General features: G+C 43.9%; 14 protein-coding genes. 1 reads left to right on the top strand and 13 read right to left on the bottom strand.

The window, feature by feature from the left end; translation table 11 throughout:
* Positions 1–15 precede the first annotated feature (15 nt).
* From ACFOEK_RS08730 to ACFOEK_RS08675, 12 genes are all read right to left on the bottom strand, one after another.
* Complete coding sequence (locus tag ACFOEK_RS08730; RefSeq protein ID WP_386719267.1) at positions 16–573, bottom strand: AraC family transcriptional regulator; 558 nt, start codon at positions 571–573, stop codon at positions 16–18.
* Positions 548–1,663, bottom strand: coding sequence for a DUF3570 domain-containing protein (locus ACFOEK_RS08725; RefSeq protein WP_386719264.1), 1,116 nt, complete (start codon positions 1,661–1,663; stop codon positions 548–550). Before ACFOEK_RS08725 ends, ACFOEK_RS08730 begins: the two co-directional genes overlap by 26 nt.
* Complete coding sequence (locus ACFOEK_RS08720) at positions 1,650–1,919, bottom strand: DUF4266 domain-containing protein (protein WP_386719261.1); 270 nt, start codon at positions 1,917–1,919, stop codon at positions 1,650–1,652. Before ACFOEK_RS08720 ends, ACFOEK_RS08725 begins: the two co-directional genes overlap by 14 nt.
* Before the next feature lie 5 nt (positions 1,920–1,924).
* Positions 1,925–2,434: a TlpA family protein disulfide reductase gene (locus ACFOEK_RS08715; protein ID WP_386719258.1), complete on the bottom strand. Its 510-nt coding sequence runs from the start codon at positions 2,432–2,434 to the stop codon at positions 1,925–1,927.
* 56 nt (positions 2,435–2,490) lie between these two features.
* Positions 2,491–3,189, bottom strand: a complete 699-nt coding sequence (locus ACFOEK_RS08710; protein WP_386719255.1) for an outer membrane beta-barrel domain-containing protein — start codon at positions 3,187–3,189, stop codon at positions 2,491–2,493.
* Positions 3,186–3,998, bottom strand: a complete 813-nt coding sequence (locus tag ACFOEK_RS08705; protein WP_386719252.1) for an SH3 domain-containing protein — start codon at positions 3,996–3,998, stop codon at positions 3,186–3,188. Before ACFOEK_RS08705 ends, ACFOEK_RS08710 begins: the two co-directional genes overlap by 4 nt.
* Positions 3,998–4,459, bottom strand: coding sequence for a hypothetical protein (locus ACFOEK_RS08700; protein ID WP_386719249.1), 462 nt, complete (start codon positions 4,457–4,459; stop codon positions 3,998–4,000). Before ACFOEK_RS08700 ends, ACFOEK_RS08705 begins: the two co-directional genes overlap by 1 nt.
* Before the next feature lie 143 nt (positions 4,460–4,602).
* Positions 4,603–7,530, bottom strand: a complete 2,928-nt coding sequence (locus ACFOEK_RS08695; RefSeq protein ID WP_386719247.1) for an HzsA-related protein — start codon at positions 7,528–7,530, stop codon at positions 4,603–4,605.
* Positions 7,531–7,644: 114 nt separating this feature from the next.
* Positions 7,645–8,532, bottom strand: a complete 888-nt coding sequence (locus tag ACFOEK_RS08690) for an FAD:protein FMN transferase (RefSeq protein ID WP_386719244.1) — start codon at positions 8,530–8,532, stop codon at positions 7,645–7,647.
* Positions 8,533–8,659: 127 nt separating this feature from the next.
* Complete coding sequence (locus ACFOEK_RS08685; RefSeq protein ID WP_386719241.1) at positions 8,660–9,460, bottom strand: substrate-binding periplasmic protein; 801 nt, start codon at positions 9,458–9,460, stop codon at positions 8,660–8,662.
* A gap of 215 nt (positions 9,461–9,675) precedes the next feature.
* Entirely contained in the window at positions 9,676–10,857 is a 1,182-nt protein-coding gene (locus tag ACFOEK_RS08680; protein ID WP_386719238.1) for a vWA domain-containing protein, read from the bottom strand.
* Between the two features lie 37 nt (positions 10,858–10,894).
* Positions 10,895–11,743 carry an AAA family ATPase gene (locus tag ACFOEK_RS08675; protein WP_386721533.1) on the bottom strand — a complete coding sequence of 283 codons (849 nt, stop codon included), beginning with the start codon at positions 11,741–11,743 and terminating at the stop codon, positions 10,895–10,897.
* A gap of 219 nt (positions 11,744–11,962) precedes the next feature.
* Here ACFOEK_RS08675 and cysK point away from each other — a divergent pair, with 219 nt between their 5' ends.
* Positions 11,963–12,931: a cysteine synthase A gene (gene cysK, locus ACFOEK_RS08670; protein WP_386719235.1), complete on the top strand. Its 969-nt coding sequence runs from the start codon at positions 11,963–11,965 to the stop codon at positions 12,929–12,931.
* 93 nt (positions 12,932–13,024) lie between these two features.
* On the opposite strand, the gene ACFOEK_RS08665 is transcribed toward cysK, so the two are convergent.
* Entirely contained in the window at positions 13,025–13,825 is an 801-nt protein-coding gene (locus tag ACFOEK_RS08665; RefSeq protein WP_386719232.1) for a class II glutamine amidotransferase, read from the bottom strand.
* Positions 13,826–13,858 lie beyond the last annotated feature (33 nt).

Genomic DNA, 13,858 nt, shown 5'->3' with positions numbered 1-13,858 from the left:
AAATCAGCTCCGATCTTATTGCCACTCACGAACTTTAAATTCAGGCTGTAAGTCTGCGGACTGACCTACAATGCTGATTTCTAAGAACTTCGCTTCCGTATCTTTAGAAAAACTATGCTCAGTTACACGTCGATAATCACGACCTTTTGGACCTAACCCTCTAAACGTGGCAACCAATTGATGATCACCCGTTTTTAAGTGCCCAACATACAAACGGTGGACACCACCTTTGTTTAGCGACTCGGATTGCTTTTCCGTGTAGAGATAATTGGCCACTTCTTTGCCATCGACTTCAAGAGACACTGAATCCAGTTGAAACAAGTTACTCGTCTCTGTAGATACAAACACGGTTAATTGGGTACTTGATGGAAACAGTAGTTCCTCTTCCAGCAGGTACAAGTCACGATTTAATTCCAATACGACTTTCTTTAAGTTCTGAACTTGCTCATGCAAAGGCACAATCGTTTCTTCATCAACCCCATTAGCGGCGTATGAAAACGCAGAAAAAATCAGCGTTATGAAAGCAAAGAAAGGAATGACCAAGCGTTTAAAAGTTGGTACTGAAGGAAACATAGGCTACTGTCGCGTCAAATTCGTAAAGCTGTTTATTATTGTTTTGATTAAAATCACCGTTGAGGTACTCATAGAAATCATTGTATTGATAACGAATCCATTCCGCACCAAAAGCGAGAGACGGTGTTTTTAACCAACTTACATCCTGGAAGAGGTACTCTACTCCCAGTCCAAGGCTATAAGAATCAAAATCACTGAGTTCTTTATCTCGACTTCGATAGGTGAATACCGAAGCAAATTGATCTTGATAAAAACTTGCCGAGGATTGGCCATAATAGCGAACCCATCCCTCTATGATCCAGTGGGTTTGTAAAGATTTCGTTGCAGACAACCTAAAATCGTCCGCTTTTATATCCCACGTATCAGAAAAATACCGATATTGGGCCTTAATCGCCGTCGACCAAGTCTCAATAAAGTAATCCGCACCTACCGAAAAGGCATTACTCCGACGAGTGCGAGGAAGATTTTCGTCAAACAGTACTCCATTTACAACCGACTTTCGATACGGACTGCCCAAAAAGCCTCTGTCAGAGATATGTTCATAGTTAACACGAACGACCATTTCAGGTAACACCACCTGAGCCAATCCCATACGATAAAAGTCATGATCGGCACTGTCTTTAAAGTCAGAAATATTGCTAAGCACATCATCCGACCCTGAAGAATATCCCAACGAAGCCGTTGTTAGGCCACCAAAGAACTCTTCAACATAATCAAAATGAAAGGTATTCGACTGGTAATCACTTTCATCGCTATTAACGTAAGTAATTGATATTTTAGCATCTTCTTCGACATAGTCGGCAGATAGAGAATATTCAGTACGCTCTTCTTCATAAGGGCTGGCATACGATTCAACATCAATAGAGGCAGAACTGATTTCATCGACATAGTAAGCACCAGCAACCGATACCGAATCGACAACCGATTTACGCACAAATAAGGCCGGTCCAGTTACCTCAACTCCACCACCATCGTAATAGTGATAGGTCGCCTCGGCCTTATCCTTAGGTAGAGTAATCGCCCAACTCAGGCCAGAGAAGGTCATCAAGATAAGACTACCAACAACATACAAAAGATTAGTTACAGCCACATCCGCCTCCCTGGCTTCCCGTAGCGCCTTGTGAAGCACCTCGAACTGAGTAAACATGCTCTCTAAACTGTGACGGATAAGTATGACGCTCACGCACCATTTCTTCACGACTCAAAAGTCCACGCTCATAGGGCGCGACCCATGGCTGGAATTCAGGCAACTCAATCATATCCTTGGTCATCTCTTGCCATTGGCTACAACCAACAAACAACGGAAAAACCATCAATAAGCTGAAACGTTTGATTAAATGTTTCAAGCCGTCTACTCCTTCAACAAGGCTTCAATGATCTGTTCATATTTGGACTGATCACCGTCCTGATATCCCAAATGAACATGACGAACTTCACCATCTCGACTCAAAAAGACACTGCCTGGCATCGCTCGGATATTGTATTCCTTTACCACAGAATGAGATTGATCCAATAAAACCGGGTAACTTAAATCAAATTCTTTAAGGTATCCAGGAACATCTACATCCTCAGAATCCACATTAACAGCAAGTACAGTAAACCCAGCCCGTTGGAATTTTTTCTGAAGTGATTCCAAAACAGGCAATTCTTGTTTACAAGGGCCACACCAAGTCGCCCAAAAGTTTAGCATGACGACATCCCCATAATACTCGCTGAGTCGAATATTACCGTCAGAGACAGATCGCAGTGCAAAATCTGAAGCTTGTTGGGCAGCAGAGGCTATGCTTACTCCCATCAAAAGAACAAATACACACAATCTTTTGAGTTTTAATACTTTCTGCCAGATCACCGATATCGTCATTTTCCTACCCTCACCAAGCATATATTCAATCCAAAGAGTGAATGCCCTCCAAAGCTCTAGAAGAACACTCCCGTTCCTATGGATACGGCTAAGTTATGTTTATTTTCTGCTTCTCCGAGCAAATCTGATTCAAAGTAATAGTCTCGAGCTTCGACGCGAAAGGCCCACCAATCAGTGGCCAGCACTCGCAAGCCAACACCTAAATTGTAGGTTTCCAAGTCTTCATCAAGAATTGAGGTACTACCGATGCCACCAATAAGATACAAAGACGAAGGAAATGCCCATTTACCGATAAACACCTCGCCCGGCATCAACTGTAAGCCAACGGACGCATCAAAGAACTCTACATCTTCGGATGCATTTTCAAACAAAGGCACACCAAATCGACGGTAGTTATCATCATTAATCTCTGACTCCGCCCAACTTGCTTCCACAAATAGAAAATCTAACGGGTGATAAGCAATACGAGCCCCCGTGAAAGACTCAGACCCAAAGTCTTCCATAGAAATCAATCCTGCAAACACGCTGATTTCAAAGTTCTCTGTATCAATAGCAGGCACATCAACGTCTTCTTCACTCATGTCCGGTTTGTAGAGCCAATCTGTGGAGTCAGAACTTTTATCAGAGGCCGCTTCATCATTCGCCTCCTCAGCAGATGCGTTCCCAACCCATAATGAAGTCGCTGAAAATGCCATAAAGCATGTTAAAAGTACTGCTTTAGTCAACGGCGCTAGACCTACACGTAACTCACTCAAAAGAAGGCTCCTATTCCTACACTCACTAAATCCAAATCATCCCGACGATCATCGTCCACATGCAATAACATACGACCGTATTCAGCTCGTAAAACAAAATTACGAGTGAAATAAAACCGCATTCCAATCTGCGCCATGGTGATGTCGTCCTGAGTCGTCTGACCACCAATCACCGTACTGTTAGGATCGTTTTCTAATTCGCCCGTCGACAGCCCAAAATATGGCTCCCAACGTCGTCCTCTCAATGGCTTCCCTTGAATTCCTATACCGTAAAATCGAGTATCAGAGAAGTCATTGAACGCCTGACCATAAAACGCTTCAACCTCCAAAAACTCAGTCAGCTTATAGCCCAAACGACCATTGTACTGAGTGTCTTCAGCTAAACCGCCGACAAAGACCGAGAACTCAAAGCGCGCATCATAAAAATCATCCAACACCGCTTCCTCAAAGTCTTTACCATCACCATGAACCAGTTTTAGCGATGAGAGTTGCTCTTCTTCCACCCAACCTTCCGTACCATTATCAGTGACAACGCGATACCAGCTGGTACGACGTCGAACAATTTCAAGCGTTTCGCCTCGCTTCGCACTGTAGTGGTTGGGGTAGCCATAGCCTGGCCCGGTATACAAATCAACGAAGGTTTTCTCTACCTTTAGGATGACTCGGTCTGAAGGGACTCGGTCTGAAAGGACTCGGTCTGAAGGGGTTTGAACTGATTCATCTACAGGCAACTTAGCCGTTTCAGCACGTACAAGAACTGCAGATATCGAACACAAAAATAAAATTAGAATTTGAACACGAGAGACCATTAAGGCGTTTCTCCAGAAGTGACTTCTTCAGGGTTTGAAATCCAAGCCAGAATGGTTAAGTAATTTGGGTCATTAACATTAGCGAAAATATCGCCTCCAGCATGGCTTCCCGTAATAGAAAAAGTGCCCGCCAGAGGCTCAAGCAACAACTTACTTTGATTTGGGTTGGTAAGATTAGATAAGGACTGCGCAACACGATAATTAAAGTCCATTTCAAATGAATCTAGCGCTGCGTTTGGGTAGAGTTTCAACCCGCCACCCGAGCCATTACCAATATCGTGACAGCCTGAAGAAGAACAAACTTTGCCATCAATATCCATATCAAAAATTGCATTCACTGACGTTTGATAATCAGCAAAAATCAACTGCTGATTAACGGCCTGCTCTTCATTTTTAACAGATTCACCACAACCTACCATGAACATGCTACTTAGAGGTACGAATAAAAGAAGCACTCGCATTATGGAGTGCCTCTTTCGGATGTTTCGTAGATTGGTTGTTAATAAAAAATTTCTGCGTTTTTGATCAATAACGTCCATGCGTTCCTCAAAAGCGAATATGAGAACCAAGCAACAAAGCTCGGCACCACTTGTTTAGTCTCTCATTACGGCCCAGCCAAAATCCAAGATCTAACCGTTTGATATTCAGTAGACGTCGTTTCCCATATCGGCACGAATATCGTAGGAGCAATATAGCCCGGATCGGCAGGATCAGTAGGCACATAATTTGGATCAGCCGGATCAGTCGAAGCATTATCAGGATAAGCAGGATTAGCTACTTCAACCTGAGGATGCAATGGATTCGGGGCAATCGCGTCCGATGACGGTCGCTCAAGCAACGCTGTATTGTCCGGGTCTGTAACATCATGAATCATAGACGCCGTGATGTTGAAATCACCTTCGACGCTACCGGTCAAAATGAATTTACTGAATTCAAAGTCACCGTTTAGAGGGCCAGTCAAACCGTCGCCACCAAATGGTTGATGACAACCCGCACACCAATCCACCAACAAAGGATGAACATTGGATTCATAGCTTTCAAAGTTTAAGCTAGATATGGAACTGCGAATTTCACTGATGGCGTAGAAGCCATCATCGCCGGCATCCAACTCATACGGTGTATTCAAATACTGAGCCCCCAAGTCGATCCATTCAGCAACCAACCTAAGCTCTGATGCATTAAGTAAAGTAGTATGATCCGTCACAATGTCCGCCACACTTTGGCTGGCTCGCAATTCTTCGTTGTATAACACTTCCATTAAGAAGCTTGCGCGACTGCCACCCCTTGAGTTGTTACCACCGACAATCGGATCTTCTCTCACAACTTCCAATTCCAAACTGTCTTCGTCCATTTGACGAATGATTGGCAAACCATCTTCATCCATCAACGGATCTCCAATCACCAGCTCATCATAGGACTGAAGTCTGCCACGTGCATTTGTGGTATTTCGTAAATCCAATCCAGCCGATACTGGATTGTTTGAATCCGGGTCGTTATGACAAGCCACACAATACTTATTCCAAAGTGGCTGAATGTGCTCAGGGTAATTAATCACACCACCAGCTGGAGCCGTCATAATTGTGGTATCCAAACCTGAATAATCAATCTCAAGATTAGCATCGACTGCTCGAACCGCAGGATCTGTCCAAAAATCCACAAAACTAAGATCGGTATTTAAAATTAGCTTAGCAGGATCTAGACGCGTCGCAGTTTCTGCCATCGACTCACCCGATTCAACGTCATTAGCTAACAAGGTATTAGGATGATTACCGGCAATACCCGCACCATTAAGCGCACTACCACGACGAGGAGAATGACAACCATTACAAGTTCTTGTTTCACCAGGGCGAACATGCACCCAGTTCGTGTGAACCTGAATAGCGCGACCATTTTCATCAACAACAGAAATGCCCAAAGGCGTATCGGCAGGCACTTCTAACTTAAATGAACCGTCCGGTTCAAGCGGGGCATAACCAACGATTTCCTGCATTTCAAACATGGACTCACCGATGGATTCACGATCGATACCACGGGGAGTGGGTACAGCTCGGGTAATTCGAATAAAACGACCAGGACGCTGTTCAGCAGTCGTTAATGCCGGGTCTTTCATGTTATTCAAATCAGGATCGCCAGCGAGTTGAGGAATGTCTTCACTTCCTACCAGCATTGCATTACCCATCAAGTTTTGACTGTCGGTGTCGTATACACTTTTCACATTCAAAATGGCCATGTTCCGACCCGCCAGATCCGCATCAACAGTCTTATCAGAGATAACGTTAGGCGCTTCACGAGGAATGATCGGAATGGCATCAGTAATGGCTAACCCGGTAGAGGGAAGAACCAAAGGACGGAGGGTCGTTTTTGACGGATCGTACATATACAAACCATACGCAGGCGTCCCTTCGACTTCCATCTCCTCACCAGTTAAAACGTTTGTTTCTTCTGCTTCAATATAAGGCGTCCAGCTTACCAGCACACGATCCGAACCGTCCCAAAGTGGATACGGTGTAGTAAAGCGACCATTAGTAGAGATGGTTCTGCCAAGCGGAATTGGATTAGGTGAAATCTCTATCTGTCCTTGAGTGCGAGAGCCCGAATAATTAGGATCAACTTCATTGTTTTCAGAAAAGTTACGTACATCAACTTCGTACAAACCACCACCTTCATTCGTACCTGATAGCGGCATTAAATCACTGATCACCATGCCATCTTCAGTTTCACGAGGGTGAAGAAAGCTGTTACCAGGGCTAAACGCACCATAGAAAATAAAGGTATTGGTTCCATCCGGGTTCATGGTGAATATTGGGAAGTGATTGCGTCCCCCAACATGATCCCAACGCGAATACATGATTTCACCTGTAGACAACACGGTTGGGTTTCGATCATGGCTTTGATTAAAAGAAATCTGTTCGATATCCGTACCATCAGCGTTCATGCGATGAAGCACAATGACGCGTTCACGCTCATATTCATCGAGATACTGATAAGGCTCTTTATTTTCAGCCTGCATTAAGGCCAAGCTGGTTTGCTGTCGATTTGAAGAAAAAACAATACGTCCATCAGGCAGATAGGCTGGGTCCACATCATCACCTAAATTCGCAACGGCATCCTCTTCAATCACACGCCGTAACTGTTGTGAAGCAATGGTGTATTCCCAAACATTCCATGAAGAGTCATTCGGCCCTCGCATGGAGAAAATGATTTTGGTTCCATCAAAAGAAACTTCAGGATCTGACACATCCCCCTGGCCGTTGGTATAGCCACGGGTAATATTCAATTCGGAAGCACTGGCGGATGCAATAGCACGATAATAAAGATCGCCGCCTGCATTAAAACGAATCCCATCGGTAGGGTTACCTAAAGAAGCGGTAGAACGCTTCACATAAGTAATCGGGAACTGGCCATCCACTAAAAGTCCTTCTTCTGACACCCCTCCTGATCCTGACTCTGCGCCAGAACACCCTATAAGAAAGGTAACGAACAGAGCTACCAGTAAATTCTTCCCTAACACAACATGCTTCATGACTTTCATGGCAAAGTTCTCCGATGAGACAGGGCGCTTATTATCCTTTACTTTACGAAGCCACGAGTGACTCGTTTCACAGATCCTTGTTATTTTTTTAGTCAAAGCGTTACAGGCTGCAAATTATTTCTGATCAGAGGGTGAAACCAAGCCCTTACTGGCGAAAATACGACCAGACTTATCAACAACGATCACATCGTATCCATCCAGAGATTCAATTAACCGAACCCCCTTCTCCATCCCCATTACAAATACAGACGTAGATAAGGCATCTGTTTTCCATGCATCACTGCCGATAACTGTCACACTCATCACATCATCGGCCGGTAAACCTGAAGTTGGAGACAAAATATGATGCACACGCTCACCGTCATCCATAAAGAACCGTTCATAATCCCCCGAAGTCGAGACTGCCACATCTTCGAGGGGAATACGGGCAATCACCTGATTCTGTTCTCTTGGATGTTTTACCCCCAACATCCAGGGGTACGAACCTTTTTTACCTAAAATGTAAGAATCACCACCTAAGGATAGATAAGCAGAAGAAACACCCCACTTAGCTAGCAGCGTTTTAAGCTGATCAATGCTTTCTCCCTTAGCAATACCACCCAGATCAATGCGGATGCCATCGTCCCGAAGGAACAGACGACGATTCGACTCTAAAGAAAGGTTTCGATAATTGACCTTTGAAACGGCGGCTCTACGAGCTTCTTCGGAAGGTCGAACATTTTCTTTATAGCGATACAAGTAACCAACGGATGCAAAGGTGATATCAAAAGCACCATCTGTGAGCACAGATACATCAAGCGAACGCTGAATCAAGCTATACGTTTCAGGGCTTAAGGTAATGCTAGTCGTTCCCGCTTGATTGATGTTCCAGATTTCGCTTCCTTCAATCCACGGGCTCCACTGTTTTTCCCGTTGATCGAGATGCGCCTTACAAGCAGAAAACACTTGTTCAGCTTTGCTTTTATTGCTGGCTAACAACGTCAGACGAAAACGTGTTCCCATCGAGTCGTCTTCAAAGGAATAAAATTCATCAGCCAGCAGCAAAGAGGAAGAAATTAAAAAAAGAAAGAAGACAAAGAGAATAGAATGAAGAAACCCTAGACCCTTATTAAAAGGTCGGAACACTTTTCTAGGGCTGATGAATACCATACTTGGACCAAATTTCCTGTAACTTTCCTTGTTCAGACAAGGCTTTCAATAACTGATTAATATACGACACAGATAAAGAATGTGCCTTTCTCACTAAAATCGTGTGATTGTAAACCTGATCAAGCCGATCAGAAACGAGTATTTGATTCTTATATTCCGGATTCCGATCTAAGAATTGATGTAAATAAGCTTTGGTCACCACGGCAACATCCGCAATACCATTACCACTAAACAAAGCTCGAATACTGTTTCTATGGCTGGAAGTCAGATAAATGTTAAAATTCTCACGCAAGTAAATTTCATCACTGTTAAAGTTTGCAAAACCATAATGGTAACCAAGGATGGCCATAAGACGTTTGTCTTTTACTGAATCAAAGTAGCTTTGATCTCGACCTGTAACTTTGCGAGCAATATACACTTCACCGCCTTTTAGATAACTGTCAGACTCATCAACGGAATAACCACCCCATCCCCACTTCTTGCTTTCAAAAAAAATGGCATCAAAACGACCGTTATTAAAGTGACGATAACGCCCTTTCGGGGTGGTACTAACAAAGACAAACTTGAAATCAGATTGATGTTGATTGAAGACCTCAATCATATCTATCGTCATGCCAGAAACGTTATGTTGAGGATTGTCAGGAACTTCTAAAAAAGGAGGGAATGAGTAACCGCCCACTTTGACTATCTTAGGCTTATTGTCGGCGTCAAAATCCGCAACACCATAAGAAGACCATACACAGGCAATGAGTAATAAAACGACTCTACCAATATTTTTCAAAACTACATCCCATGATGATTCCGTACACGAGTAGAAACCGCCATATGGCCTTTTTATTCGTCCTAGTTTTCAGGGAACTGCTGAATGAGTCCCTCTCTGATCTGAGGCTTCTAACCCCTTGAAGTATAGAAGCTTATTAAAAAGCTGCCATAAAAAAACCCCAAGCGACTCACTTGAGGTTTTTAATATGTCCTAAGAAAACAAGAGACTAACAACTACTTATTAAGGTCTTTCATAGCTCGCTCTAAGCCTTCAATAGACATCGGATACATACGATTAGTAATCAGGTCTTGCATGATCTGAATCGAACCGCCCCAACCCCAACGATCTTCCGGGATAGGATTGAGCCAAGCCACCTTGTCATAGTGTTCAACAATTCGTTGAACCCAAGCTGCACCCGGTTCTTCATTCCAATGTTCAACACTACCACCCGCATGAGTAATCTCATAAGGTGCCATTGACGCATCGCCAACAAAAATCACTTTATAGTCCGAACCATACTTATGAATGATGTCATAAGTATCCATACGTTCAGCACCACGACGAAGGTTATTCTTCCATACAGACTCATACAAACAGTTATGGAAATAGAAATATTCCATGTGTTTGAATTCGTTCTTAGCAGCAGAAAACAACTCCTCACAGACACGAACGTGAGGGTCCATCGAACCACCCACATCGAAAAACAACAGTACTTTCACTTTGTTTTTCTTTTCTGGTACCAGCTTGAGATCCAAATACCCCGCATTTTTTGCGGTGGACTCAATGGTGTCGTCCATGTCGAGAATTTCTTCTGCACCGTCACGAGCAAACTTACGAAGACGACGCAGCGCTACCTGAATATTACGAATGCCCAGTTCTACAGAATCGTCCAAATCCTTAAAAGTTCGTTGTTCCCAGACCTTAGCCGCCTTCTGCTGGCGAGACTTTTTCTGACCAATACGAATGCCTTCCGGGTTATAACCATCCGCACCAAACGGAGAAGTCCCGCCCGTACCAATCCAACGATTACCGCCCTGATGACGTTCTTTTTGCTCTTCCAGTCGTTTCTTGAAGGTTTCCATCAACTCTTCAAAACCACCCAAAGACTCGATCATGGCTTTCTCTTCTTCAGAAAGCATTTTCTCAAGCTCTTTACGCAGCCATTCTTCAGGAATAACGGCCTTCTCAAACAAGTCATCCAGCATTTCGATCCCTTTAAAATAAGAACCAAAGGCCTTATCGAAACGATCAAAATACTTTTCGTCTTTCACCATGACGGTACGACTGAGCAAATAGAACTCGTCGATGTCCGCAAACGCCAGCTTATGATCCAGCGCTTCCAGTAAATCAAGGTACTCCCTGATCGAGACCGGGACTCTGGCTTTCCTTACTTCATAAAAGAAGTCGATTAACATAACCAGACCTCACTGTTCAGTAATAAGTAACAAGACATTAGTTACGAGAAGCACGGCGACTCATAAATGCCAGACGATCCAATAAATGAACATCTTGTTCGTTCTTCAATAGTGCGCCATACAAAGGCGGAATAGCCTTAGCACTGTCTTTTTCAAGCAAGGCTTCTGCAGACAAATCATCCGCCACAAGCAACTTCAACCAATCAATCAATTCAGAAGTAGAAGGTTTCTTCTTAAGACCAGGCACTTTACGCACGTCGAAGAACAGATCCATCGCTTCTTTTACAAGATTTTGTTTAATCTCTGGGTAGTGAACATTTACGATGTCTTCCATGGTTTCTTTATCCGGGAACTGGATGTAATGGAAGAAACAACGGCGAAGAAATGCGTCTGGCAGATCTTTTTCATTGTTTGAAGTAATAATGATGATTGGACGGGTTTTAGCCTTGATGTTTTCCTGTGTCTCGTACACATGGAATTCCATCTTATCCAGTTCTTGAAGCAGGTCATTCGGGAATTCGATGTCGGCCTTATCAATCTCATCGATCAGCAACACCACTTGCTTTTCAGACTCAAACGCCTCCCAAAGCTTACCTTTCTTAATGTAGTTCTTGATGTCATGAACACGATCTACACCTAACTGAGAATCACGCAAACGTGAAACCGCATCGTACTCATACAAACCTTGATGCGCCTTGGTTGTAGACTTAATGTGCCATTGGATCAGTTCTGTATCCAAAGACTTGGCCAACTCTTCAGCCAGCATGGTTTTACCGGTTCCTGGCTCACCTTTAATCAATAAAGGACGCTGCAAAGTAATCGCGGCATTCACGGCCGTTTTCAGTTCGTCCGTTGCAACGTAATCATTGGTACCTTCGAATTTCATCATACAACCTCTAAAGCGGAATGAATTTAGTTGATATATTAACTATTTCATTTGGATTGCTCAATGCAGCCGTGATAAACGGTCTGCGTTTTACAGGCTAAGTCCTGATTCACACTTGTAATTCGGTCAAAAGTGAATATCTTTAGACCATGTATTTTTTTAGACCTTTCTTTTCATCGGCTTCTCCAACCACCAGTCAAGAACACAAGGAACCCTAGCATGGCTAAAATCTATGAAGATAACTCATTGTCCATTGGACAAACTCCATTAGTTAGAATCAACCGTATCGGAAGCGGTAACATCTTGGCGAAAGTTGAAAGCCGTAATCCGGCTGGCAGCGTAAAATGCCGTATCGGTGCGTCTATGATCTGGGAAGCGGAAAAGAGTGGCAAGCTGAAACCAGGCATGGAACTGGTAGAGCCGACCAGTGGTAATACCGGAATTGCCCTTGCTTTTGTAGCAGCGTCCCGTGGTTACAAACTTACATTAACCATGCCGAACACCATGAGTTTAGAACGCCGTAAAGTCATGAAAGCGCTGGGGGCAAACATTGTGCTTACCGAAGGTGCTAAAGGCATGAAAGGCGCTCTAGCAAAAGCGGAAGAATTGGTTGCAGAAGCACCGGATCAACGCATTCTGCTTCAGCAATTTGAAAACCCGGCAAACCCGGCCATTCACGTAAAAACCACAGGCCCTGAGATTTGGGAAGACACCGACGGCAGTATTGATGTACTGGTTTCCGGTGTCGGTACTGGCGGAACCATTACAGGCGTGAGTCGTTACATCAAAGAAACGCAAGGCAAACCCATTCTATCCATTGCCGTAGAACCTGAATCGTCACCGCAAATCACTAACGCCTTGGCAGGTAAAGAGCCTGAACACGCGCCACATAAAATCCAGGGCATAGGTGCAGGCTTCATTCCTGGTAACCTGGATCTTAGCTTGGTAGATCGTGCAGAAACCGTTACCAACGAAGAAGCAATAGAAATGGCCCACCGTTTGATGAACGAAGAGGGGATTCTCGCGGGCATATCTTGTGGTGCAGCAATGGCCGTTGCAGAGCGTTTATCTTTGACCGACGAATTCAAAGATAAAACGATTGTAGTTATCCTGCCGGACTCAGGTGAACGTTATCTTTCCACAGTTTTGTTTGAGGGGAAATTTACTGACAACGAAACCGTACAGTAAGCACCACGAAATTAGCTGATTAGCAAACTAAAAAGCCACCACAAGAAATTCATCTGCGGTGGCTTTTTGGTTTTAATCAACAGATCTAAAGAGTTATTTTACCTGACAAATCAATTCACCCATTCGAAATACCAATAACTCCCCTTCTTCCATTTTCGTCCAAGCTTCATCATCCGTTAGAGGTTCGGTAGCAATCACCGTCACCACATCATTAGGCGTTGTTTCACTGCTGAAATCCACTTGCAACTCAACATCTTTAAGTCGCGCCTCACCAAAAGGCGCACGACGAGTAATCCATGACAACTTAGTGGAACAATAAGCATAAAGATAAACCGAGTCGGTCAGTAGCATATTAAATACACCAAAAGACCGAATGTGATCCAATTTCGGTTTCAGCTTATGCGCAAAGTCACAACTGGTTGCCTCTTCGGAACCAATCTTTCCGATCTCTGAAAGCAGCCAACAGAACGCATGCTCACTGTCTGTTTCCCCCACCGGCTGAAACTTCATACAACCATTAGCCTGCTCTGACGAACTTAACGCTAACTCTTCAAACCCTTTAAGCTGACCGTTATGGGCATAACACCAGTGGCGTCCCCAGAGTTCACGAGAAAAGGGATGCGTATTTTGCAAACTCACATTACCAGAATTCGCTTGTCGTATATGACTGATAACAATATGGCTTTTAATTGGGTAATTCTTTATGAGCCGTGCCAGTTCTGAATCACAACACGGTAAAGGGTCAATAAACGAACGAAAGCCTTTATCCTCATAAAAACCAATTCCCCAACCATCTTTGTGAGGCCCCGTTCGACCACCACGCTCTAACAGCCCAGAGAAACTAAAACAGATGTCGGTAGGAACGTTGGCACTCATTCCCAATAATTCACACACAATGCAACCTCACAAAACAGGTTCAGACAATAC

Origin of the sequence: Litoribrevibacter euphylliae, assembly GCF_042646085.1 — a bacterium.
In the GTDB taxonomy this organism is placed as follows: Bacteria; Pseudomonadota; Gammaproteobacteria; order Pseudomonadales; family Litoribrevibacteraceae; genus Litoribrevibacter; species Litoribrevibacter euphylliae.
The sequence above is the reverse complement of the archived record's forward strand: the minus strand, read 5'-3'. Positions and strand labels throughout refer to the sequence as shown.

Bases quoted from the DNA above. Each gene is read 5' to 3' on its own strand.
- ACFOEK_RS08730 (WP_386719267.1), bottom strand. From the start codon at position 573: ATGTTTCCTTCAGTACCAACTTTTAAACGCTTGGTCATTCCTTTCTTT.
- ACFOEK_RS08715 (WP_386719258.1), bottom strand. From the start codon at position 2,434: ATGACGATATCGGTGATCTGGCAGAAAGTATTAAAACTCAAAAGATTG.
- ACFOEK_RS08705 (WP_386719252.1), bottom strand. From the start codon at position 3,998: ATGGTCTCTCGTGTTCAAATTCTAATTTTATTTTTGTGTTCGATATCT.
- ACFOEK_RS08700 (WP_386719249.1), bottom strand. From the start codon at position 4,459: ATGCGAGTGCTTCTTTTATTCGTACCTCTAAGTAGCATGTTCATGGTA.
- ACFOEK_RS08695 (WP_386719247.1), bottom strand. From the start codon at position 7,530: ATGAAAGTCATGAAGCATGTTGTGTTAGGGAAGAATTTACTGGTAGCT.
- ACFOEK_RS08690 (WP_386719244.1), bottom strand. From the start codon at position 8,532: ATGGGAACACGTTTTCGTCTGACGTTGTTAGCCAGCAATAAAAGCAAA.
- ACFOEK_RS08680 (WP_386719238.1), bottom strand. From the start codon at position 10,857: ATGTTAATCGACTTCTTTTATGAAGTAAGGAAAGCCAGAGTCCCGGTC.
- ACFOEK_RS08675 (WP_386721533.1), bottom strand. From the start codon at position 11,743: ATGAAATTCGAAGGTACCAATGATTACGTTGCAACGGACGAACTGAAA.
- cysK (WP_386719235.1), top strand. From the start codon at position 11,963: ATGGCTAAAATCTATGAAGATAACTCATTGTCCATTGGACAAACTCCA.